Origin of the sequence: Vibrio sp. MMH1-50 (genome assembly GCF_022347645.1) — a bacterium.
GTDB lineage: Bacteria > Pseudomonadota > Gammaproteobacteria > Enterobacterales > Vibrionaceae > Vibrio > Vibrio harveyi.
Window position 1 is genome coordinate 20589 of record NZ_JAKRGG010000004.1, and the last position, 22253, is coordinate 42841.

The window sequence follows — 22253 nt, forward strand, 5'->3', positions numbered from 1 at the left end:
CGAATATGCAAGCTCCTATTGTGATTATTGGTAGCGGTTTTGCGGCTTACCAATTGGTGAAAACAGTGCGTCGAATGGACGCACATATTCCGCTACAAGTGTTTACTGCCGATGATGGCGCGGAATACAACAAGCCTGATTTGAGTCATGTATTTAGCAATAAGCAAACCGCCCAAGACCTAGTGGTTAAGAGTGGAGAAGCGTTTGCACAGGAACACAACATTGAGTTATTTGCCCATACCATGATTGAGCATGTCGATGTGCAAGCTCAGCAAGTGGTAGTCAATGGTCAAGTCTATCCTTACTCCAAATTGGTATTTTCGACAGGTGCGAGAGCCTTTGTGCCACCGATGTCAGGCAATGCGGCATCTGAGGTGATCACGTTAAATTCACTCCAAGAATACCAATTGGCAGAAGAGAAAATTAGCCGTGCGAAACGTGTTTTAGTGATTGGTGGTGGGTTGATCGGCGTCGAGATTGCCATGGATCTCGCGACCAGTGGTAAAGCGGTTACGGTGGTTGAGCCAAATCCCCGTTTGCTCGCTAACCTGATTCCTGAATTCGTCGCATTACCGCTCGAAAACCAACTTAAGCAGCAAGGTATTCAACTTGCTTTGGAGACTGGGGTTGTCGCGATCAATCACTCAGATGATTCGCTGGTAGCAAGCGTGAGCAAAGGTAATGCAATCGAAGCCGATGTAGTGATTTCAGCGGCGGGTTTACGTGCTAACACTTGGTTAGCGAAGGCTTGTGGGGTGTGCGTCAATAAAGGCATCAAGGTGGATGCTCGATTACAGACATCAGTAGCCAATGTATTTGCATTAGGCGATTGCGCCGAGATCCAAGGTCGAATGATGCCGTATCTCCAACCGATCGTGCTAAGTGCCAATGTGTTAGGCAAACAGCTACTGGGGCAAGAAGCAGAGTTGAAACTACCACCTATGATGGTAAAGGTGAAAACGCCGAGCTACCCAATTCAATTAGCGGGCGATTTTAGTTCGGTGACGAACTGGAGCGTGCAGATTTCTCAAACTGGTATTGCCGCAAAGGCTGAAGATGAAAATAGCCGACTCAAGGGCTTCGTCGTGACGGGCGAACAAGTCAGCCAAGCATTTCCATTACTTCGAGAGTTGTCTCAAGCCAGTCAGACTTAACCGATTTAAACGAAAAGAATTGTAATTAGGGAGGGTATCATTATGTCGCACTTACGAATTCCTAAAGACTGGACTGTTCAACGTTCAACGCCTTTCTTCACTAAAGACAATGTGCCACCAGCGCTACTGACTCATCATAATACCGCTGAGGGTGTGTTTGGGCAGCTGTGTGTCATGGAAGGGCAAGTGACTTACTACGGCTTTGCTGATGAAAATGCCACAGAAGCAGAATTGGTGGTGGTGATTAATGCAGGTCAGTTTGCTACCAGTCCTCCGCAATATTGGCACCGAATTGAGATGAGCGATGATGCTCAGTTCAACATCAATTTTTGGTCGAACAAAGATAAGAGTGGGCAAGCGATGTTCCACGCGAAGAAATAACGCATACAGAAGTGAATACAGCGCTAATTTGTCGGGAAGAAGCGTTGACTATCACACTATGCATTAAGCGTAGGCAAAAGAGCAGAGATTCGTCTCTGCTCTTTTTTGTCTCTTACTTTACGACGATTACAAATGATGTTGAATAATGGTTTGCGTACACAGAACTCCGACGAGAAGAGCGTTAAAACGAAACCGTGCTCTCATTTATGTGATGGATATCAATTATATAGTTGGAATGTAACAAAAAGTTACGATATTTTTGTTATGTTATAACGTAATTAATATTGAAAAGCTCGAGTTATTCGGAAAGAATCAACTTAAGGAAATACTATGACGCTAAAAAAAGTGGCTCTATTTTGCGCACTGGCATTCGCAACTAACGCAATGGCAGATGTGGAGGTCAAAGATACCAACAACTTTAACGATGTTGCGGCTAAAGTAAATCAGCTGAAAGAAGCAGGGAAAAATCCACTGATCGTGGTTGATATCGACAATACTTTGCTGACTTCGACTTCCGATATTGGGGGCGATATTTGGTACCAATGGCAACGCGGTAAATTGGATGTGAAGCCGAAAGATGGCGATAAAGTCGATTGTCTTTTTCAAGACTCCATCGGCATGCTGTACGAGCTAGTACCGATGAAAACCATCGAAAATGGCGTGCCTGCGATGTTGCGTGGCTGGCAAGATGACGGTCTAACGGTGATGGCTCTAACGTCTCGTTCTCCAAATTATCGTTACGCCACAGAGCGTGAAATGATGCGTAATCAATTTGATATGACACGCTCTGCGCTTAAAGAGAAAGGTTCAGATGCACTGCCTATCTATATCGATAATCCCAAGCGCCCGCTGAGCTACATCAATGGCATTATGATGACCACAGGTATGAACAAAGGCACCATGCTTGAGTACATTTTAGATAAGACAGATCAAAGCTTTAGTGACGTTGTGTTTGTTGATGACAGTGAGAAGAACGTCGTCAATATGAAGAATGCCTACAAAGATGACAAAGCAGTAGATATGACAATCTTCCACTATACCAAAGTAGAGCATGACCGTATTGCAGCAAATGGAGCAGTACTAACACAGGAACAAGCAAATAAGATGGCGAGTGATTGGAAAGCGTTAAACAAAGTCCTGGACCAGATTGCGCCTGCACGTATGGGTGACACTTGTTTGGGTCAATAACCAGGTGAAAAAGTGATTTAGGTTTGTTGCTTGTGCCGGGTTATTAATACCCGTTTAGAGAGATGGAGGGGTCCAATCGATTTTTTCGGATTATTTACTGGTCTTGCAACCTTATCCAAAGCGATATCAATGTTGGTATCGCTTTTTTTCTGCCTGTAGAAAGCTAGATTCGATCCTGTTCTGCTTATTCTGAAATCATTCAGGATTTGAATGGGTATAGAGGTCTAACTTGATGATTTTATGGATAATTAAATATCACTAAACTGTCATTTAAATAGGAATCAATAGTCCTGATGTAAGCCTCATCCTACAATTTCTTCATTGCGACGGAGCGACAAGCTTAAGGAAAGTCATCACTCAGTTACGTTTTAGCATTGTTTAGATCGTCTTAAACGTCTAGAGCGTCTTAAACTAGGAGCTTCCACAATGAATTTAATGTTGGACTACGCCTCTCTGGCGATTTTATTTGTGGTGCTGTTAATTCTGATTTTTGGATTGATAGCCTTACATGATATCCCCTACGAAATTGCAAAAAAGCGCAACCATCCCCATGCCGATGCGATTCATATTGCCGGTTGGGTGAGCTTGTTCTTTCTTCATGTGATTTGGCCGTTTCTTTGGATATGGGCAGCCATGTACGACGGAGAGAAGCAAAACTGGTTAGGTGCTAAGCCTTCGGTATCTCAACAAGATTATGAGCAACTATTGGTTCGTATCAATCAACTTGAGCAAGCGAGAGGGAGCGAATAATGGAAACTCTTATCATCCTAAGTTACGTAGCGCTGTGCGTTATCGTATTTCGAGTATTTCGTGTACCTAAAACCAAGTGGACACTCACCACGGCATCCGTTATTGGCATGTTCATCGTGGGATGGATTTTTCTCTATATGGCAATGTATCAACCCGTTTCTCGCATGGCGCGTTTGTACAGTGTGACGACACCAATCACTTCTCAGGTAGAAGGTATAGTTACTCAAGTGTATGTGCAAGGAAACCAACAAGTGAAAGCGGGTGACCCTCTCTATCAAATTGACGATACACCGTTCAAAGATAAAGTGAGCCGTATTCAAGGTGATATCAGTCGTACCGAATCAGCGATTGATTTCTATCAGGCGGAGCTGGAAAGATACCAAAAGTTAGGGCGTAAGGGGTATTCTTCTCAAGAGAAAGTGGACGATATTGAGAACCAATTGCTGGAACAAAAGGCAAATAAGAGCAAATATCAATCAGAGTTAGCTGTTGCTGAGTTTAAACTAGGCAAAACCACTGTCACCGCACCAACGGATGGCTATGTCACGCAAGTGGCGCTGCGTCCGGGGATGAAGAGTCGCATTGTGCCGTTTCAAGGAAACCTGACCTTCGTCCACAAAGAAGACAAACAACTGTTTGCTGCATTTAAACAAGCGCCAGCACGATACGTGAAAGTCGGTTATCCGGCGGAAGTGACCTTCAATACCATTCCCGGTCATGCTTACAAGGCGCATGTGACACAAGTGAATGACATTTTTGCTCAAGGCGCGGTATCACCATCAGGCAATATGAAGTACCCAGAACAAATTCCTGCTGGTGGTCGAATCTTAGTGAAAGTGGAACTGGATAATCCAGACTTGGTAAAAGACATGCCATTGCCATCCGGCACAGATGCACATGTTGCGGTGTACTCACCGAAATGGGAAATGTTCAGTATCGTACGTAAAGTGATTCTGAGAATGCAGAGTTGGCAAAACTGGCTATTCGAAGGCTAATGACATCAAGGGCAAAGCTGCAGGTTTTGCCCTTTTTCTATGGGTGTACTGCTATTGTTCGTCTGTTACTCAATGGATTGAGCGACCGCCTGTTTAATTGCATTCCTCAGCCATTCGTGTCCTTTGTCGTTCTTTTGTGATTGGTGCCAAGTCATGTAAATAGGCACCTTATTGGCTTCAAAGGGCAAAGGGAAAGCGTTCAATCCGAGCTTGCTTGCCAAGTTGTCAGAGAACCAACGCGAGGTAACGCATATCCAGTCGGTTTGAGACACTAACTGTAGCGCTGTCATGGTCGAGCCGGTGGAGTAAGCCACTTGCCTCGGGGGCAGCGTATCTTCGATGATCAAAGAGTCTAAAGCGTTGGTGTTGAGTCGCTGCGTTCGCCAAGTTACATGAGATTCACGTATGAAGTCGTCGTACGTGAGCGTGTTTTGAATACGAGGATGATCTTGGCTCACTGTCACCATAAGTTCTTGTTCAAACAACAATTCATTGTGATAACCATGATCCGTTAAAGGCACGGTAGCAAGAATCACGTCCACGCGTCGGCGTCTCAAGTCGTCTTGGCGGTCTTGTTCGTTCAAGTGTTCCACATCTGCTTCAATAGAAACCAAGGGCGCATGCTGGGATTTGTATTTCGATAAGGCTGGCACGAGCATTAAATCGATATCTTTATGGCTAGAGATTCGAAACGTGCGTTGGCTGGTTTCTGGCGTGAATTCTTGACGAGATTTCGAACCGTTGATCAGTAGGCTCAAAGGCTCTTTGATTTCTGCGTGTAACTCAATCGCGAAATTCGTCGGAACGATGCCTCTACCTTGACGAACAAAGAGGGGATCTTGGTATTGATCTCTTAACTTGTTGAGTGCGTGACTCACGGCGGGCGCAGTGATGTTTAACGCGGTAGCGGCATCGTTGACGCTTTTTGATTTCATGACCGCATCAAACGTTTTTAACAAGTTAAGGTCCATAGGCTATCTCTTTGATTTGCTTTATCTTCAATGTAGGTGGATAGCGTAAAGATTTCGAGGATTATTTCTGTCAGGCGAGATTCAAATCATCACCAACGAAAAGACCAGAGTTTAGGTTCTGTTCTTTTCGCTGGTTGAAAAGGGTTATAAACACTGCAGTAAACGGCGAGGTAGCGCGGTTTGATCCATCCAATGATTTGGAATCGACATTGGTGTGTCGTAGTAACTTGCCCCAAGAATGGCACCGAGCGGAATAGCTCGTCCACTTGAATCGCCGCCACAGTAAATGTTCTCACGCATGGTAGTTTCGTAGCTTTCTGAGTTCATCAACAAATGACAAATCACCACAAACGAAGCGTCTAAACCGCAATGCATCCCAACGGACTCCGCAACGCTGGTGGCGTTTCTGCCGCTCATCGCCTCTGCACGTTGAATATCGCTGGCAATCTTTGGAGAAACCGTCTGAGCTGCCATTACACACGCTTTGGGCGCAGCGCCTTGCAATGCCATCTGAATCATCACTGCGACAGCTTGGGCATACATAACTGCGGTGTCGTTGTTATTGGTAACCCTCACTGCGGAGTCGACCAGTTTAGCGAGTTTGTCATCATCGGAATGAAAAGCCACCAAAGGCGGAAGCTTAGATAATGCAGGGTTTTGTGTGTCGTCAGCCCCGCACAAAGTTACGCGCAGTTCTTTGGCTTCCAACTCATGAATGTTGAGCAGTGTTTGCTTAGTCGGTTTGTCTGTATAGCCCTGCCATTTACCGCCAAAATCAAACCATTCTCGAAAGGAGCGAATATAACGCGCCTCGTCGTAGTGTCCGGTTTGAACCAGAGCATCTAACATGGCAACAAGCTGTGCGCCGTAGTGGGTGAGGTCACCGACTTGTTTGCTACCGTGGGCAAAATAACCTTTGTCATGGTATTCAGTTCGGTTAGGTTGGTGAAATTCCGGATGCGGAGAACCAAACTGCCTGATGAGTTCTTGATCGTAAAGCCAATGAAATCCGAGAGATGCTGCATCACCGACGAGTGCGCCGATAATGGCATGAAGAGATCGAGCGTTTCTGTGAGTCATCTTGCCACCTTTATCAACAGGGCTACTCAATAAGTCTTACACAGTTTCTTGGTTTTGTAGGGAAATTTTTCTGTTTTGGATCAAGACTATAGTGCTCAATTAACCATTGCTTTACTAGGGTTAAAAAGACTAAGGTTAAAAGCAAAACGCCCCGCGAGTGGCGAGGCGTTGGTTTTAGTGGCGTACTATCAATAATAACGATTAGCTGTAAGCGCGTGCGACACGACCTTCACAATCCAAAGTAACCTGTTTTGCGTAAGCCGGAATGAAAACGGATTGTCCTTTTTCAACTACGCATGTTTCGCCGTTTGCGTGAGTTAGCACAAGTTTGGTATCCAGAGGCATAAGGATCTCAGCGGTTTGAACTTCTAGAGTACGCTGATGAGCTTGCTTAACGATAGCGAATTTGAAATCGTTCACAGGAATTGGGTATTCCAACATATCGTCGATTTCGTTTGGTGCGAGCAATAGGCTGTCGAATGGCTTCTCGTTGAAGCGTGTACACGCAAGAAGCTCTTTCACGTCCATGTATTTTGGTGTCAGACCCGCGCGCAGTACGTTGTCTGAGTTCGCCATGATCTCAAGACCTGTACCTTTCAAGTAAGCGTGTGGCGTTTCTGCATCCAAGAACATGGCATCACCCGGTTGTAGGGTAATCACATTAAGCATCAGTGGCGCAAACAAACCAATATCGCCAGGGTATTGCTTCTCTAGCTCAAGAATGAGGTTGAACAGAGGTAAGTCGGTGATGCGAGCTTGAGCCAATAGCACCGTCAACGCCATCCCTTTCTGTTCGCCCTCTAGTGACAGTAGACCCGAGAAGAAGGTCGCCAAGCCAGTTGGCGTTTGGTTTGCGATAAGGTCATCCACCAAGCCTTGTAGCTCAGGAATCGCCAGTTCAGAGAAGAAGCTGATGATTTCATTTGTTGGGCGGAAGCCATTCATCGCTTGGTATTCGGTTAGCGCGTAAACCAACTCAGGTTTGTGGTTTGGATCTTTGTAGTTACGGTTTGCAGCGGTTAGGGGAATGCCTTGTTTTTCTTCCAGTGCAAAGCCTAATTCTGCTTGCTGTTTGTTTGGGTGAACCTGAATCGATAGTGCTTTCTCAGCGGCAAGCACTTTAAACAGGTATGGAAGTTCACCAAAACGGTTTGTGACTTCTTCACTCAGAAAGGCATTCATGTCTTGAGCAATCAGTGAAGAGAGTTTGGTCTCCTCACCGTTTACCATCACCAATGAGCAACCGTTTGGATGCGCGCCCATCCATACTTCTGCTTGTGGTTCACCCGTTGGGTTTTCAATGCCAAACAGTTGGTTAACAGAAGTAGTACTGCCCCAAGCGTAGTTTTGAATCACGTTGTTCATCAGGAAAAACATCGGATGCTTAGCTTGAGTTTGAATCGTTTGTGTATCGGACATCGTTAAATCAGACATAGAGTGTCACCATGAGAGAAAATCATGGCTTGAGCGACATTGCCCAAGCCATAGGAGCCATTTGGGGGTAGGGGTGATTAAGCGGCTGCTTGCATCATTTTTGCTTTACGAACTTTCTTCAGAGTTACACACGTTACTGCGGTAACCACTGCGCCAGCTGCCATACAAATCAGAGCAAGTACTGGGTGGTTCATCGCACCAAGTAGAGCGACAACTGGACCGCCGTGAGCAACACTGTTGGTAATGCCGAATGAGAACGCCATTACTGCTGCTACCATTGAGCCAAGTACGTTTGCAGGAATCACTGACATTGGATCTTGCGCTGCGAACGGAATCGCACCTTCAGAGATACCAACCAGACCCATAGCGCCTGCTGCTTTGCCCGCTTCGGTTTCTGATTCTTCGAACAGGTCGAACTTACGACCAAGCGCCGTTGCCAGTGCCATGCCTAGAGGTGCAACAGGGATTGCACACGCCATCGCACCCATAAATTGAGTTTGACCGCTCGCAATCATGCCCACAGAGAATAGGAACGCGACCTTGTTGAATGGACCACCCATATCGAAGCCAGCCATACCACCAAGTACGATGCCTAGTAGAACGACGTTACCTGTACTCATGCTTGTTAGTAGCGCAGTCAGACCGTCCATTAGGCTTGCGATTGGCGCGCCGATAACGAAGATGAAAAGACCAGCGATGAATAGCGAACCTGTGATTGGCGCAATCATGATTGGCACCAAAGGTTGAATGAATTTGTGGTAGTTAATCGACGTAATCCACTTCACGAAGTAACCCACAAGCAGACCAGCGATGATGGCACCGATAAAGCCTGTACCTGCGTCTGCACCGTAGAAAGAACCGTTGTTTGCAATCCAACCACCGATCAAGCCAGGAGCTAGAGCAGGACGGTCAGCAATCGCGTAAGCAATGTAACCAGCAAGGATTGGGATCATCAGCGTAAAGGCAACCACACCTACGTTGAGGATTTGGTTCCACATGCTGCCTTCAGGAATTGCCATGCCCGCTTCACTTGGCTGACCACCGACTGCAAGAGCAAGTGCAATCAACAGACCACCTGTGACAACGAATGGGATCATGTGTGATACGCCGTTCATCAAGTAGCGGTACAGGTCCGAGCGAGCCTGAGAGGCTTTGTTTGCAACAGACGCTTGTGCATTGCTGCTTGCTTCTGCTTGGTATTCTGGAGCGCTTAACGCTTCGCTAATCAGACCTTGAGCATCGCGGATAGGGGCTTTTACGTTGGTTTTAACCACGCGTTTGCCAGCAAAGCGGTTCATGTCGACTTGCTTGTCACATGCCACGATGATTGCATCTGCACGTTCGATTTCTTCTGAGGTTGGGCTGTTTTTCACACCGATTGAACCGTTCGTTTCAACCTTGATTTCGTAACCCATCGCCGCTGCACCTTTCTCTAGCGCTTCTGCTGCTAGGTAAGTGTGCGCAACGCCCGCAGGACAACCAGTAACACCAATGATGAAACCTTGGTTGGCTGGGGTGTCAGCCACTGGTTGAGGCTCTTCTTTAGCAAGTAGAAGTGCTAGTGCGTCTTGGCTGTTTGCTGCACCTAAAAACGCATCAATGAAACCATCTTCAATCAGTTTTGAAGACAGCTCTGCAAGTACTTCGATATGGTGGTTATCGCCACCGTCTGGAGAAGCGATCATGAAGAACAGTTTTGAAGGCAAACCGTCTTCTGCGCCATATTCGATACCTGATTTGCTTACGCCGATCACAACCGCTGGTTCAAGAACTGCGGCACTTTTTGCGTGTGGGATAGCAACGCCATCTTCAAATCCGGTGTTACCTAATTCTTCACGTGCTTTTATATCTGCAAGAAATTGCTCTTGGTCTGAAATACGACCTTGGGCGTGTAGAACTGCAACCAGTTCTTTAAATACGTCTTCTTTTGAAGTCGCTTGAAGATCAAGCTTAATCAAGTCTTCATTTATTAGTTTGGTGATCATTGTCGAACCCCTATAAATATAATTTTTATTTCAGGGGTATTTTGAAATTAACCAAGCGGAGACAATAGTGAAGAAAAAATGCATTTACTGGACGATTGTAACCGCCCGACTAGAGTGTGATGTAGATCGTCTACTGGATAAACTTACTGCATATCTGTGACATTATGTAGAAGTCGACGAACCATAAGTGAAATGTGTTATTGCTCCCATATATAAGGGTTTAAAGGCTTTTTTGATGATTTGATAGACTGGATAATTGATGCGTTAACTGGATTTTTGTAACCTTAAAATGGAAGTGTGATTTTGCTCAATAGCACAAAAATCCAGTAGGGTGTATATCTATAGGTATAGCATCATGGATGCGTGTTTAAGAGTACGTAAAATGATTTTTCATGATTTGATTTCATCAGTATTAAACGAGCGAGAACCATTCCACAATATATGGTTTGCTGGTGATTTTCATACACCACCTGAATTTAGCTATCAGGTTAACTTCCCTCGATTAGAATTGGTCTTGTCTGGTGAATATATTAATGAAATGGAAAGTCATGATCGCAAAGTGACGCATATCGTGGCGAAAACCGGTGATGCGATATTTATTCCGCCTAACTGTTGGAATAAACCTGACTGGGATACAGATTGCTCGGTATTAAGTATTCTCTTTGGTCGCCGTCAATTGGGTTTGAGTCTCGTGTCCAAACGTAAAGGGGAAGCGAGCTTTTACGATATTCAAAAACACAGTATTCAAACTCGTTCTGGATTCGCCATTGATAATATCTTGGAAGCGCTGAGTTCATTGGCTCGTGAGTGTAATAAGAAGCCAATGGATGAGTTGTTGCTGCAAGCTTTGTTGCAATACGCTAAGTCGATGTTAGATGCACCTATAGAGACGCAGGCGCACAGTCGAGTGCAAGATCTGTATCAGGGCATTTGTATCTACATCCAAGAGAATTTCCACCGCCCAATCACACGTGACAGTATTGCGTCGAGGTTCAGCATCTCTTCTAACCATTTGTCGCGTTTGTTCCGTCAGCAAGGTCACATGACGTTAGCCGATTACATTACGTGGGTGCGGGTAGACCGCGCGAAGTTTATGCTCAAGAAATACAACTTTAAGTTGAATGAGGTATCGGTGCGCTGTGGATTCAAAGATGTGAACTACTTCTGTCGAGTATTTAAGAACCGAACGGGCAGAACGCCGACGGAGTATCGCGGTTCAATTTAAAGCAAGTAAAGATTAAGCAAGCAGCCTCGACATGGCGTACATCAGAAGCGCCTGCAAGTCGACGCTGCTTTTTGTTAGCAGTAAACGTTCAGCCATTTGGTCGGTCAGTAGATTACGAGTTAAGTTGGTTGCTGCAATGATGTGCTCGCGTGTGGGTTTCGCTGGCATTACTAATGCTATAGCAAGATGCACCTCACCCATTTTGGATGCCCAATCCATCGGAATCTCGTTAGCGATAACTGCGACAGAAATGTGGTCCACACCTTCGAACATGACATGGGGTAGAGCAATGCCTGGTGTTACTGCGGTTGAGGACCGCTCTTCACGTTTGATAAAGGCGAGAATGAGTTCGTCTGGGTGAATAGGATGAATAAGCTGCGCTAGCCCTTTCAAGCACTCAAACTTGGTGAGCTCAGTGTGCGCTTTGGCGTAATGCCATTTAATTTCACAAGGCGGGCAAATTTGCGGAAGACGCTCAGCAAGTTGGCTTGAGAATTCGTAGTTGATGTGAGAACCCACAACGGTGAAGTTCTCAGCAATCATATCTTTGATAACGAAACAGGCAAGCTCGGCGTCAATACCAATAGCCGTGATTTGACACAAGTCGCCTTGCTGCAAGCCAACTTGTAAAACCGCGATTGACTTAGTGAGTTCAGCGACGCGATTTTGGGTTATGTTGATGATGTGTAATGTGCTTTTGAACTTTTTGGCGACGCGATTGAGGGGCTGTGCGACATGAGCACTGGCATTAATATCGTCGACAAAAAAGGTGATTTGGTATTCGTTCATCAGCACAGCGTATCATCGACAGTGTACAAGGAATACTTTATCGACATTGAGTAACACGTCTTCAATCGGGATTTGGACTTTGTTGGTGCCTTCAAAGCGAGCTGGTTGTTCAATCTCAATATCGGACACAATTAAGACACGATCCGCTTGTGCAATATCGTGGGGAGTGAGCTGATTCTCAATACCCATCGCGCCTTGCGTCTCAACCTTAATTTGTACGTTATGCTTAGGCGCAGCTTTCATTAGTGCATCTGCCGCCATATAAGTATGAGCGATGCCTGTAGGGCACGCTGTCACCGCTACGATCTTCATGTTCTATCCACTTTATTTTTTTGTGGATTTTAGCATAGTGACCGTCGGAAGGATGGATTTAAAGCAGATAATCGCAAGAGCTCTATCACAGTTTAAATCTCATGTTACATTAATCCAGTTAATGCACTTTTTGTCCTGTATTGGAAAGGACGAGTGTTGGTTACTCTGTACACAGTCATAGATGGAACAAATAACTCATGACTCTCGAGCGTGAACATTGCAAGGTACAAACAATGGACATATTAAACCTTATTGAACCGGAAACCATTTGCTTGGATTTGCAGGCTCAAACCAAAGATGAAGCGCTCAAAGAGCTCGTCGAATTGTTGGACGCGGCGGGCAAGCTCACTAGCAAAAGTCAGTTCTTGGCGGACATTTGGAAACGAGAAGAGATTGGCAATACCGGCTTTGACGAGGGTATTGCCATTCCTCACGCCAAAAGCAATGCGGTCGCAAAACCCGCAGTTGCAGTGGGCATCAGCCGCAAAGGGATTGATTACGGTGCTGATGATGGCGAACTGTCTGACGTATTTTTCATGCTGGCTTCTCCAGATGGGGATGACCATCACCACATCGAAGTTTTGGCACAAATCTCCACTAAAATCATTGAAGATGGTTTCGTCAATAAGCTAAAAGCGGCGAAGTCAGTGGATGAAGCGCACGAACTACTCACTGACATTCAGTCGAACGCAAACGACTCAGGTTTAGATCCTCTGGAATTCGCATCTGAACCCCTTAGCCCTTGGGCACAAAAGCTGAGCAGAATGAAAGAGCACTTGCTGTTCGGCACTTCACATATGATCCCGTTTATTGTCGCGGGCGGTGTATTGCTATCTCTCTCTGTGATGATCTCAGGTCATGGTGGGGTTCCGAAAGAAGGCATTCTGGCTGATATCGCCAAAATGGGTATTGCTGGTCTGACACTATTTACCGCGGTATTAGGTGGTTACATTGCCTATTCGATCGCTGATAAGCCTGGTCTTGCTCCGGGAATGATTGGATCTTGGATTGCGGTTAGTCATTACAACACTGGCTTCTTGGGCGCGATTGTGGTCGGATTTTTCGCAGGCTTTGTGGTTTGGCTACTGAAGAAGATTCAATTGCCGGACAGCATGAGCTCCCTCGGCTCGATTTTTATCTACCCACTGGTTGGTACGTTTGTCACCTGTGGCGCAGTGATGTGGGTGATTGGTTCACCTATCGCCAGCGCAATGACGACCATGAACGATGTGCTCACGGGTATGGCTGGCTCAGGTAAAGTGATGTTGGGCACCGTACTGGGCGCAATGACCGCGTTTGATATGGGCGGTCCTATCAACAAAGTGGCGACCTTGTTTGCTCAGACACAGGTGAATACTCAGCCGTGGTTGATGGGTGGTGTCGGTATCGCGATTTGTACCCCGCCTTTAGGTATGGCGTTAGCAACTTTTCTATCGCCAAGTAAGTTTAAACGTGATGAACGTGAAGCGGGTAAAGCCGCGGGCATCATGGGTATGATTGGCATCAGCGAAGGGGCGATTCCGTTTGCTGCCGGAGACCCAGCTCGCGTATTGCCTGCGATTGTTGCTGGTGGTATCGTCGGTAATGTGATTGGGTTTATGTTCCATGTCATTAACCATGCTCCGTGGGGCGGCTGGATTGTGCTGCCAGTTGTGGACGGCAAGATTGGCTACATAGTTGGCACAATTGCAGGTTCGTTTACCACAGCATTGATTGTTATTGCGCTTAAGAAGACAGTCACAGAAGACGATAGTCCGGTTGGTCAATCTCAAGCTTATACGTCTGTGCAAGGCGAGGGCGAAGCAGATATTCTTGCCGTGACATCTTGTCCATCAGGTGTGGCGCATACCTTCTTAGCTGCGAAGTCACTAGAGAAAGCCGCCTGTGCGTTAGGCATTAAGATTAAGGTCGAAACGCAAGGTGCGAACGGCATCATTAACCGAATCACTGACAAAGATATCGCCAAGGCAAGGTTTGTAATCTTCGCTCACGATGTCGCCATCAAAGAGCCAGAACGATTCAGAAAAATGAAGGTGCTGGATGTCAGTACTAAAGACGCAATGCTCAATGCAGCAGCACTGTTGCAGGCGAAAAGAATCCCTTAAGTACATATCCCCAAGTAACCTCGATATGCATGGTTCAGCGAGAATGATTTGGTTTTCAGACGAGGCAACGATTTGAAGTTCTAGTGGTGCTAAATCAAAAATCGTTAACAAAGTATGCAAACCAAATCAACTCGCCCTTCGGGAGCTTGTCACTGAAGCGATTTCTTTGTCAAACATCTTGGAAATAGCTCACTATTACGCTGCGATGTTTTCCTCGAACTCGAGTCAGTGACCAAGCTCTGAATACTGCATCTTGAAGTCACTTGGGGATAATCCCAACTAAGGCTATCTGCTAGTTAGCTCCATCATTTTTGATGGAGCTTTTTTTATCCCTGAGAAAAGTGCTTAACCAAGAAATCAATAAAAGTGCGAATGCGCTGAGGTTGGTACTCACTATCTTTGTAAACCAAGTACATTGGTAGCTTAACTGATTGATATTGCGTTAATACTTGAATTAGTTCACCATTGTTAAGCTCTTGTTCTACCATCCATTTTGGCATTGCAGCGATGCCTTGCCCAAGCTTTGCCATTTGCACCAACATCTCAGGACTATCACTTCGAACCTGCTCTTTCACTTTGACTTTAATGGTTTCATTTCCATCGCTAAAACGCCACAAGTTAGACGGATTGGAGAGTGAGTAGGTTAAGCAGCAGTGCGTACTCAAATCGTTAGCACTAAGAATAGGGTCGCGCTTGTCGATGTAACTTGGAGAAGCGAAGTAAACCAATTCGTTATCCATCAACCAACGCGCTTTTAACCCCGAGTCTTTTAGGTAGGCGGCACGAATCGCGATATCAACATTGCCTTCAACTAAATCGACAAACTTGTCCGAAACTGACACATCGACGCTAAGCTCCGGATGTTGGTTGAGAAACTCATTCAGTGGCGCAGATAACAAGCGAACGCTAAACGCACTCGGCACTGAAAGCTTGAGCTCGCCAGAGACCGACGCTTGCTCTTGTCTAAGCTGCGACTCGAAGGAATCCATTTGTTCTGTGAGTGTCTGCGCCAGCTCGAGATATTGCTTTCCACCAGAAGTTAAGCTGATGGCACGTGCATGACGGTGAAACAAAGTAATGCCGACTTCTCGTTCAAGCCAAGCGATCTTCTTGCTTACCGCACTCTGAGTGGTATTGAGTTCGTTAGCCGCGGAAGTAAATGAACCTAACTGAGCGACACGAGAAAAGACTTTCAAACAATCAAATTTATCCATGATGCATTCCTGTTTGGAATGATAAGTAGCTAAATACTACTCTCCTTAAGTTTTAAGTGGAATGCTTTAATACTTCCATTATCTGTTCGGGAGTTAAAATTATGGTGTTGATTCAAGGGTTGTTAATCGCGTTTTTCTTGTTTGCCAGTTCGATCAAAATCATCGGTTGGGTGAAGCCGATTTTTGAGCCACAGCTTGCTTTCTTTCATAAATATGGGTTGAATCGTGCCGCTATGTTTTTGGTTGGACTGGTCGAGGTAACGGGTGCAATTTTGATGTTAATTGGCTTGTTATCGACGAACAACTTGTTAAGTGCGATAGGTGCAAGTTTTATTGTTTTCACCTCAGTTGGTGCGATGTTTTTCCATTTTCGTTTTGATACTTGGAAAGATGCGATTCCGTCAATGGTGACGCTTTTATTATCACTTTTGGTGGCTTCGCCTTTAATTGAGTTTGTTGCGCTTATTTAAGACGAAATTATTGCAAGTAATGTTCTGAAATCTTTAGTAACATGTTTCAAATAGTAACTGTTTCAAATAGTAATAGTTTCAAAACGTCACTTATTTCGAATTCAAGGAGGCTTGCAATGGAAAAACTAAGAGTAGCATTTATTGGTCTGGGTGTGATGGGATACCCAATGGCTGGTTACCTAAGTAAAGCGGGCTTTGAAACCAAAGTATACAACCGCACAAAAGCGAAAGCCGACAAATGGGCTGAAGAATACCAAGGCGTGGCTTGTGAAACACCACGTGAAGCGGCAGAAGGCTGTGACATTGTTTTTACCTGTGTGGGTAATGATGATGACGTTCGTAGCGTTGTTTACGGTGAAGAAGGCATTCTGGTTGGCTTGAAAGCGGATGCAGTGTTAGTGGACCACACAACGACTTCTGCAGACCTAGCGGTTGAGCTGGCTGAAGCGTGTGTTAAGTACGGCAATCACTTCATTGATGCGCCAGTTTCTGGTGGTCAAGCGGGCGCAGAAAATGGTGTTCTAACCATCATGTGTGGTGGTGAACAAAGCATTTTTGATCGTGTCTCTCCAGCGATGGATGTGTACGCGAAGCAGATGACACTACTGGGTGAAAACGGTCAGGGTCAGCGCTGTAAGATGGTAAATCAAATCTGTATTGGTGGCGTTTTACAAGGTCTGAGTGAAGCTTTGCTGCTGGCACAAAAATCAGGCTTGGACATCGCTCAAGTTGTAGAAACGTTGAAGCACGGCGCTGCAGGTTCATGGCAGATGGAGAACCGCGCAAATACGATGGCGGAAGATAAGTTCGATTTTGGCTTCGCTATTGATTGGATGCGCAAAGACTTGGGTTTCTGCCTGCAAGAAGCAGAGCGAGTGGGTCTAGAGCTTCCACTGACTAAGAAAGTGGATGAGCAATACGCAGACCTTCAACGAGATGGTTTAGGTCGCATGGATACATCAGTACTGATCAAAGCGGTCGCTAAAAATCAGTAGTTGATGAATCAGTAATAGATAAACAGTTCTTTGGTATCAAAGAGCTTAAAGAAATCTAAGTTAATCATAATGAATCTCCTTGAGTATGGTTGTGATTAGTGACCTGTGATTAAGGATTAGTGATTTGAAATCAGGAGGTGCTGTAGAGCACCTCCTTTTTTATGTCTTTTAATCACACAGTGTGATGATTACAGCGTTCACTTACTTGTTTAAGCCTAGTGCAATCTCAAGACCTTTGCCGTACGCTTCGTCCGCTTGGTATGCGTGTTGAACGTGGCGCTGTTGGATGAACTCTGGCACACCGTCCATTGCGCGAGCTGTGTTGTCGAACAGAGTTTGACGTTGCTCTTCGCTCATCAGACGGAATAGGTCACCCGCTTGGCTGAAGTAGTCTTCGTCTACACGGTGATCGTAGTGATCAGCGTTGCCATTGATGCGTAGAGGTGGCTCAGAGTAATCTGGTTGCTCTGCCCATTCTTGTTTGTAGTTTGGCTCGTAACCCAGTGTTGAACCAAAGTTGCCATCAACGCGCATTGCGCCATCGCGGTGGTAGCTGTGAACAGGGCAACGAGGTGCGTTCACAGGGATTTGATGGTGGTTCACACCTAGGCGGTAACGCTGAGCATCGCCGTAAGCGAACAGACGACCTTGTAGCATCTTATCTGGAGAGAAGCCGATACCAGGGACTACTGCTGCTGGGTTGAACGCTGACTGCTCAACTTCTGCGTAGAAGTTTTCTGGGTTACGGTTCAGTTCAAACTCACCAACTGGGATCAGTGGGTAGTCTTTTTGAGACCACACTTTTGTTAGGTCGAATGGGTTGAAGTTGACTTCATCCGCTTCTAGCTCAGGCATGATCTGTACGTACATCTTCCATTTAGGGAAGTCTTGACGCTCAATCGCTTCGTAAAGGTCACGGTGATGGCTTTCGCGGTCTTTACCGACGATTGATTCTGCTTCTTGGTCAGTTAGGTTTTTGATGCCTTGCTGAGTTTTGAAATGGAATTTCACCCAGTAACGCTCGTTTTCTGCGTTGATAAAGCTGAATGTGTGGCTACCAAAACCATGCATATGACGGTAAGAAGCTGGGATACCACGGTCACTCATTACGATAGTCACTTGGTGGAATGCTTCTGGTAGTGATGTCCAGAAATCCCAGTTGTTGGTAGAGCTACGCATGTTAGTGCGAGGGTCGCGTTTTACTGCGTGGTTTAGGTCTGGGAATTTTAGCGGGTCACGTAGGAAGAATACTGGTGTGTTGTTACCAACCAAGTCCCAGTTACCTTCTTCAGTGTAGAATTTTAGTGCGAAACCACGGATGTCGCGCTCTGCATCTGCTGCACCGCGCTCACCAGCTACGGTTGTGAAGCGAGCGAATAGTTCTGTTTTTTTACCGATGTCAGAGAAGATTTTCGCGCGAGTGTATTTTGTAATGTCGTGCGTTACAGTGAACGTACCGTAAGCACCAGAGCCTTTTGCGTGCATACGACGCTCTGGGATCACTTCGCGGTCAAAGTGCGCTAATTTTTCAAGGAACCAAACGTCTTGTAATAGTTGAGGGCCACGAGGACCAGCAGTCATAACGTTTTGGTTATGGGCGACAGGGCAACCTGCTGCTGTAGTCAGTTTTTTGCTCATTTGATTTTCCTTGCAATATAGTGATTATTTATCGACTTTTCGGCAACTGCTCGAAAGTTATGCAAGGAGAATAGCGCTGCAACTGAGAATAAAAAAACTGTTATTAGCAATCAGTGTGATAGGTATCACCTATGCTTTAAGTGCTTGTTAAATAATGCCTTTGTGTCAATTAACATTATTTGTCGTATGGATTAAAGGTTGTTCTTGAATATGGCTTATATGAATAATTTCTGTCTATTTCAATTAAATCGGAAATAGACAGAAACTTAGGCTACTCAGCGCAGATTGGCAGTCATTAAGTTAGCCATACTTTGCCTCTAGCTCTTCAGCTTTGTGGAATGCTGGATGAGTGGCAAGCTGTGCACCATAGCGTTGAATGTTAGGGAAACGCTCAATAACGCCAAACTTGTTTAGGATGTCGACAATAAACGACATCATGAAATCCGCGCCTGTTAGCCGCTCTTCAATAAAGTAGGTTTTTCCTTTAAGGCTTTGATCAACGTAACCCATGACTTTCATGGTTTCCGCATCTGCATAGTCAGCTAGGAAATTCGTTTGCACGCCATCTTTAGCGACAAACATTTTGAGAAGCAATGGAACCATGGCTGAGCTCTCTGCAAAGTGCATCCATTGAATGTATTGCGTGTAAGCTTTGCTGCCACGTTCTGGTGCAAAACGCCCGTCCGCGTACTTCTCAATTAAGTATTCAGTGATGGCACCAGACTCTGTAACGATCTCGTCGCCATCTTCCAATACGGGTGACTTGCCGAGTGGGTGAATGCTCTTGAGCTCAGGTGGAGCAAGAAAGGTGACACTGTCACGAAGGTAAGGTATGACTTCATAATCTACGCCCAGCTCTTCTAGTAACCAAATGATGCGTTTTGAACGAGACTGGTTTAAGTGATGCAGTTTAATCATAGAAGAATCCTTTTCTTATACAGGTTGATTAGTTTTAATAACAAGTTTGCCGAAGTTTTTGCCTTCCAGCAGACCGATGAATGCTTCTGGCGCATTTTCTAAACCTTCCACTAAATGCTCACGGTAGTGGATTTTGCCTTCCGCTAGCCATTGGCTTACATCTTTCACGAAATTTGTGTAGCTTTGCTCATAGTGATCAAAAATGATGAAACCTTGCATCTTGATGCGTTTGACCAGGATGTTGCCCATCAACATCGACATACGATCGGGACCTTCTGGTAACGCTGTCGCGTTGTATTGAGAAATCAAACCACAAAGTGGCACGCGAGCGCCGACATTTAACAGAGGTAACACGGTATCAAAGACTTTACCGCCTACGTTTTCAAAGTAGACATCGATACCTTTGTCGCATGTTGCTGCTAGTTGCTCTGCAAAGTCATCTGCGGTGTGATCAAGACAATCATCAAATCCTAGGGTCTCTTTTGCGTACTGACACTTCTCTGCGCCGCCTGCGATACCGATTACACGACAACCTTTTAGCTTACCGATTTGACCAACCATAGAACCGACCGCACCGGTTGCAGCAGCGACAACTAAGGTATCACCAGCTTTAGGCTGACCAATTTCCAATAAACCCACATAAGCGGTAAAGCCAGGCATACCAAGTACACCAAGGGCATAAGAAGGATGCGTCGGCTCACAGCCTAATTTAAATAGACCTTCGCCGTTAGATAGCGCGTAATCTTGCCAGCCTGTGTAAGCTACCACCCATTCGCCTGCTTGGAAGTCAGAGTTCTTCGATTCCACGACCTGACAAACGGTCCCGCCAACCATCACGTCGTTTAGTTCAACGGGATCTGCGTAGGATTTGCCTTCATTCATTCGACCGCGCATATATGGGTCGAGAGATAGGTATACGCTGCGCAGAAGCACTTCACCTTCACTTGGAGTAGGGATAGCAGTTTGTTCTAAACGGAAGTTCTCTGGGACTGGCGAACCTTTTGGACGGTTAGCCAATACGATTTGACGGTTAAGCGTTTGGGTCATGGTAAGTTCCTATATTAATTATTAGACCAGTCGTCTAGTTTTTATTCCTAAAAAATCCGCCGTACTTTTTGGGTAAAGATAAGGCGGATTAAGTGTGGTTCGTTATTTGCCTTTTAGCATACTTTGAGTGCTCTCAAAGCTGCGTATTAAGCCGGAACGATCCTGATACAGTTTGTTGAGTAAGCTTGCACCAATCCATTGATGATAAATCAAGTGGGCGGTTTGTTCTGCTGATTCAACTTGGATAGAGCCGTCTTCAATGCCCGCTTGGACACAATCTTCGATGGCTTTCACCACTTGAGTGGCACCCGAAGCCAGTCTTACACGCATTGCTTCTGAAAGATCAGAAACTTCCGCGCTCAATTTCACCACCAAGCATTTGTTGGCATTACATTGACCATTTTCAATCGCCATCCAGCGCTCGAAGTAGCTCAACAGGCGCTCGGAACCAGAGCCTTCACTTTCAGTAAAGTGGGCTGTGATCATTTTAAGGTAGCGAGAGAAGTAATCTTCAATCAATGCCTCACCAAATTGCTCTTTCGACTTGAAGTAGTGGTAGAAAGAGCCTTTCGGCACATCCGCTACCTTTAATAGTTCTGAGAGTCCAACACTGGTAAAACCTTTGGTCACTACCAACTGGTAGCCGACATCAAGAATGTGTTGGCGTGTATCGTTCGTTTTTGCATTCATGACTAATACTATAAAAGCGATTAGACCAGTCGTCTAGTAATTTGTAAATCTTACTTGATCAGTTCGTATTCAATCACATACAGCTCATCGATATTTGGGTAGATCTCACGGATAAGTTCTTTCAGTTTTGGCAGTTCAATCGCTTCTTGCTCTGCGTGGAACTCATTGATGTCATCAAACTTCAGTGGTGCTACTGACAGGATTTTAATGTCGCATACCTTGCGATCTGTTTCTAAGGTAAACACTTCCACTTCGGTATTGGGCACGTAGTGGCTTTCTGATTCATCACGAATCGTGATTGTCTTTTTACCTGCAGTGATAAGTGGTGTTAGGAATTCAAAGAAGGTGATTTTAGTTGGATGTGAAGACATAACCGATGCTCATATTAATGTAATAGGGCGAGAGTATATCTCGCCCTTTAAGAAAAATATCCAAAAAAGTGCTCACCAAAGACGCCTATGTAGAGTCGCTATTTCGAGGTGTGTAGTTTGTCGCTTTAGAGTGTTGAGTGCGCCGAAAATATTATTATTTAACAATGAGTTTTATAAGTTTGGCACAGAAGTAACCTAATATAATACCGATCCAATTAGTGCTTAAGTCATCAAAACTGAAGGAGCGAGTTGCGATAAACAATTGGCTGAACTCCTCCAAAGAGACGATAAACAATAGGACGATCAGTAACCGAATACCAAACATGTCCGCGTTTGTTGCTGTCACCCATTTAGGGAAGTTAAACACGGCTAGAAAACCAATCAAAAGGCTAAAGGTAAAATGTAACGTACTTGAGCCGCCGACATAATTCTCTAGATTTTGGTACGTGGCATGACTGATATCAGAACTCTTCCAAAGCGATAGAGAAATCGTCAGTAGTAACACTCCGATAAAGCTAATTCGTGCAATCGTATTTGTCAT

General features: G+C 45.4%; 22 protein-coding genes. 9 read left to right on the plus strand and 13 right to left on the minus strand.

From position 1 onward, the window contains the following. Positions 1 to 5: 5 nt before the first annotated feature. From norW to MHO32_RS04610, 5 genes are all read left to right on the plus strand, one after another. Positions 6 to 1154 (plus strand): NADH:flavorubredoxin reductase NorW, encoded by a 1149-nt coding sequence (gene norW, locus MHO32_RS04590; RefSeq protein ID WP_239210737.1) that lies wholly within the window; start codon positions 6 to 8, stop codon positions 1152 to 1154. Between the two features lie 42 nt (positions 1155 to 1196). Next, positions 1197 to 1535: a DUF1971 domain-containing protein gene (locus MHO32_RS04595; protein ID WP_009697167.1), complete on the plus strand. Its 339-nt coding sequence runs from the start codon at positions 1197 to 1199 to the stop codon at positions 1533 to 1535. 330 nt (positions 1536 to 1865) lie between these two features. Further along, the gene (locus tag MHO32_RS04600) at positions 1866 to 2723 is read left to right on the plus strand and encodes a DUF2608 domain-containing protein (RefSeq protein WP_069219142.1); all 858 of its coding nucleotides are present in this window, start codon (positions 1866 to 1868) and stop codon (positions 2721 to 2723) included. 426 nt (positions 2724 to 3149) lie between these two features. Continuing rightward, the gene (locus MHO32_RS04605; protein WP_239210738.1) at positions 3150 to 3473 is read left to right on the plus strand and encodes a DUF3302 domain-containing protein; all 324 of its coding nucleotides are present in this window, start codon (positions 3150 to 3152) and stop codon (positions 3471 to 3473) included. Next, positions 3473 to 4468, plus strand: a complete 996-nt coding sequence (locus MHO32_RS04610) for an HlyD family secretion protein (protein WP_047515197.1) — start codon at positions 3473 to 3475, stop codon at positions 4466 to 4468. Before MHO32_RS04605 ends, MHO32_RS04610 begins: the two co-directional genes overlap by 1 nt. 65 nt (positions 4469 to 4533) lie before the next feature. On the opposite strand, the gene MHO32_RS04615 is transcribed toward MHO32_RS04610, so the two are convergent. The 4 genes from MHO32_RS04615 to MHO32_RS04630 form a co-directional block, all read right to left on the minus strand. Continuing rightward, entirely contained in the window at positions 4534 to 5439 is a 906-nt protein-coding gene (locus MHO32_RS04615; RefSeq protein WP_239210739.1) for a LysR family transcriptional regulator, read from the minus strand. 144 nt (positions 5440 to 5583) lie between these two features. Then, on the minus strand, positions 5584 to 6519 hold the full coding sequence (locus tag MHO32_RS04620) for an ADP-ribosylglycohydrolase family protein (protein ID WP_009704883.1): 936 nt from the start codon (positions 6517 to 6519) through the stop codon (positions 5584 to 5586). A gap of 201 nt (positions 6520 to 6720) precedes the next feature. Next, positions 6721 to 7953: a mannose-6-phosphate isomerase, class I gene (manA, locus tag MHO32_RS04625; RefSeq protein ID WP_239210740.1), complete on the minus strand. Its 1233-nt coding sequence runs from the start codon at positions 7951 to 7953 to the stop codon at positions 6721 to 6723. Positions 7954 to 8030: 77 nt separating this feature from the next. Next, on the minus strand, positions 8031 to 9938 hold the full coding sequence (locus tag MHO32_RS04630) for a PTS fructose transporter subunit IIABC (RefSeq protein WP_239210741.1): 1908 nt from the start codon (positions 9936 to 9938) through the stop codon (positions 8031 to 8033). A gap of 382 nt (positions 9939 to 10320) precedes the next feature. Between MHO32_RS04630 and MHO32_RS04635 the strand changes: the two genes are divergently transcribed. After that, complete coding sequence (locus MHO32_RS04635; protein ID WP_005451367.1) at positions 10321 to 11163, plus strand: helix-turn-helix transcriptional regulator; 843 nt, start codon at positions 10321 to 10323, stop codon at positions 11161 to 11163. Positions 11164 to 11175: 12 nt separating this feature from the next. Here the strand turns inward: MHO32_RS04635 and MHO32_RS04640 are convergent, their stop codons facing one another. Both MHO32_RS04640 and MHO32_RS04645 read right to left on the minus strand, forming a co-directional pair. Continuing rightward, positions 11176 to 11952 carry a PTS sugar transporter subunit IIA gene (locus MHO32_RS04640; protein WP_017819357.1) on the minus strand — a complete coding sequence of 259 codons (777 nt, stop codon included), beginning with the start codon at positions 11950 to 11952 and terminating at the stop codon, positions 11176 to 11178. Between the two features lie 12 nt (positions 11953 to 11964). Then, positions 11965 to 12264 (minus strand): PTS fructose transporter subunit IIB, encoded by a 300-nt coding sequence (locus MHO32_RS04645; RefSeq protein ID WP_005441202.1) that lies wholly within the window; start codon positions 12262 to 12264, stop codon positions 11965 to 11967. A gap of 233 nt (positions 12265 to 12497) precedes the next feature. On the opposite strand from MHO32_RS04645, the gene MHO32_RS04650 reads away from it, so the two are divergent. After that, positions 12498 to 14369: a fructose-specific PTS transporter subunit EIIC gene (locus MHO32_RS04650; protein ID WP_020194036.1), complete on the plus strand. Its 1872-nt coding sequence runs from the start codon at positions 12498 to 12500 to the stop codon at positions 14367 to 14369. Between the two features lie 326 nt (positions 14370 to 14695). On the opposite strand, the gene MHO32_RS04655 is transcribed toward MHO32_RS04650, so the two are convergent. Continuing rightward, a complete protein-coding gene (locus tag MHO32_RS04655; protein WP_239210742.1) occupies positions 14696 to 15583 on the minus strand; it encodes a LysR family transcriptional regulator in 888 nt (295 codons plus the stop codon). 101 nt (positions 15584 to 15684) lie between these two features. On the opposite strand from MHO32_RS04655, the gene MHO32_RS04660 reads away from it, so the two are divergent. Then, positions 15685 to 16053 (plus strand): DoxX family protein, encoded by a 369-nt coding sequence (locus MHO32_RS04660; RefSeq protein ID WP_239210743.1) that lies wholly within the window; start codon positions 15685 to 15687, stop codon positions 16051 to 16053. Positions 16054 to 16169: 116 nt separating this feature from the next. Further along, entirely contained in the window at positions 16170 to 17048 is an 879-nt protein-coding gene (locus MHO32_RS04665) for an NAD(P)-dependent oxidoreductase (protein WP_010452745.1), read from the plus strand. 201 nt (positions 17049 to 17249) lie between these two features. Here MHO32_RS04665 and MHO32_RS04670 read toward each other — a convergent pair whose 3' ends face one another. The 6 genes from MHO32_RS04670 to MHO32_RS04695 all read right to left on the minus strand — a co-directional run bounded on the left by MHO32_RS04670 (position 17250) and on the right by MHO32_RS04695 (position 22253). Then, positions 17250 to 18686, minus strand: a complete 1437-nt coding sequence (locus MHO32_RS04670; protein WP_005451376.1) for a catalase — start codon at positions 18684 to 18686, stop codon at positions 17250 to 17252. 300 nt (positions 18687 to 18986) lie between these two features. After that, entirely contained in the window at positions 18987 to 19604 is a 618-nt protein-coding gene (locus MHO32_RS04675; protein WP_239210744.1) for a glutathione S-transferase family protein, read from the minus strand. A 15-nt stretch (positions 19605 to 19619) separates the two neighbouring features. Beyond that, entirely contained in the window at positions 19620 to 20651 is a 1032-nt protein-coding gene (locus MHO32_RS04680) for an NADP-dependent oxidoreductase (protein WP_239210745.1), read from the minus strand. Positions 20652 to 20753: 102 nt separating this feature from the next. Further along, entirely contained in the window at positions 20754 to 21341 is a 588-nt protein-coding gene (locus MHO32_RS04685; RefSeq protein ID WP_009697152.1) for a TetR/AcrR family transcriptional regulator, read from the minus strand. Between the two features lie 50 nt (positions 21342 to 21391). Then, positions 21392 to 21712, minus strand: a complete 321-nt coding sequence (gene yqfB / locus MHO32_RS04690) for a N(4)-acetylcytidine aminohydrolase (protein WP_005432046.1) — start codon at positions 21710 to 21712, stop codon at positions 21392 to 21394. Positions 21713 to 21866: 154 nt separating this feature from the next. Beyond that, the gene (locus MHO32_RS04695) at positions 21867 to 22253 is read right to left on the minus strand and encodes a VanZ family protein (protein WP_009697151.1); all 387 of its coding nucleotides are present in this window, start codon (positions 22251 to 22253) and stop codon (positions 21867 to 21869) included.

Coding starts and splice junctions, on each gene's coding strand:
- MHO32_RS04620 (WP_009704883.1), bottom strand. CDS start 6,519: ATGACTCACAGAAACGCTCGATCTCTTCATGCCATTATCGGCGCACTC.
- yqfB (WP_005432046.1), bottom strand. CDS start 21,712: ATGTCTTCACATCCAACTAAAATCACCTTCTTTGAATTCCTAACACCA.
- MHO32_RS04655 (WP_239210742.1), bottom strand. CDS start 15,583: ATGGATAAATTTGATTGTTTGAAAGTCTTTTCTCGTGTCGCTCAGTTA.
- MHO32_RS04635 (WP_005451367.1), top strand. CDS start 10,321: ATGATTTTTCATGATTTGATTTCATCAGTATTAAACGAGCGAGAACCA.
- norW (WP_239210737.1), top strand. CDS start 6: ATGCAAGCTCCTATTGTGATTATTGGTAGCGGTTTTGCGGCTTACCAA.
- MHO32_RS04680 (WP_239210745.1), bottom strand. CDS start 20,651: ATGACCCAAACGCTTAACCGTCAAATCGTATTGGCTAACCGTCCAAAA.
- MHO32_RS04610 (WP_047515197.1), top strand. CDS start 3,473: ATGGAAACTCTTATCATCCTAAGTTACGTAGCGCTGTGCGTTATCGTA.
- MHO32_RS04615 (WP_239210739.1), bottom strand. CDS start 5,439: ATGGACCTTAACTTGTTAAAAACGTTTGATGCGGTCATGAAATCAAAA.
- MHO32_RS04600 (WP_069219142.1), top strand. CDS start 1,866: ATGACGCTAAAAAAAGTGGCTCTATTTTGCGCACTGGCATTCGCAACT.
- MHO32_RS04640 (WP_017819357.1), bottom strand. CDS start 11,952: ATGAACGAATACCAAATCACCTTTTTTGTCGACGATATTAATGCCAGT.
- MHO32_RS04630 (WP_239210741.1), bottom strand. CDS start 9,938: ATGATCACCAAACTAATAAATGAAGACTTGATTAAGCTTGATCTTCAA.
- MHO32_RS04685 (WP_009697152.1), bottom strand. CDS start 21,341: ATGAATGCAAAAACGAACGATACACGCCAACACATTCTTGATGTCGGC.
- MHO32_RS04595 (WP_009697167.1), top strand. CDS start 1,197: ATGTCGCACTTACGAATTCCTAAAGACTGGACTGTTCAACGTTCAACG.
- MHO32_RS04605 (WP_239210738.1), top strand. CDS start 3,150: ATGAATTTAATGTTGGACTACGCCTCTCTGGCGATTTTATTTGTGGTG.
- MHO32_RS04660 (WP_239210743.1), top strand. CDS start 15,685: ATGGTGTTGATTCAAGGGTTGTTAATCGCGTTTTTCTTGTTTGCCAGT.
- MHO32_RS04650 (WP_020194036.1), top strand. CDS start 12,498: ATGGACATATTAAACCTTATTGAACCGGAAACCATTTGCTTGGATTTG.
- MHO32_RS04675 (WP_239210744.1), bottom strand. CDS start 19,604: ATGATTAAACTGCATCACTTAAACCAGTCTCGTTCAAAACGCATCATT.
- MHO32_RS04695 (WP_009697151.1), bottom strand. CDS start 22,253: ATGACAAATACGATTGCACGAATTAGCTTTATCGGAGTGTTACTACTG.
- MHO32_RS04665 (WP_010452745.1), top strand. CDS start 16,170: ATGGAAAAACTAAGAGTAGCATTTATTGGTCTGGGTGTGATGGGATAC.
- MHO32_RS04645 (WP_005441202.1), bottom strand. CDS start 12,264: ATGAAGATCGTAGCGGTGACAGCGTGCCCTACAGGCATCGCTCATACT.
- manA (WP_239210740.1), bottom strand. CDS start 7,953: ATGTCTGATTTAACGATGTCCGATACACAAACGATTCAAACTCAAGCT.
- MHO32_RS04670 (WP_005451376.1), bottom strand. CDS start 18,686: ATGAGCAAAAAACTGACTACAGCAGCAGGTTGCCCTGTCGCCCATAAC.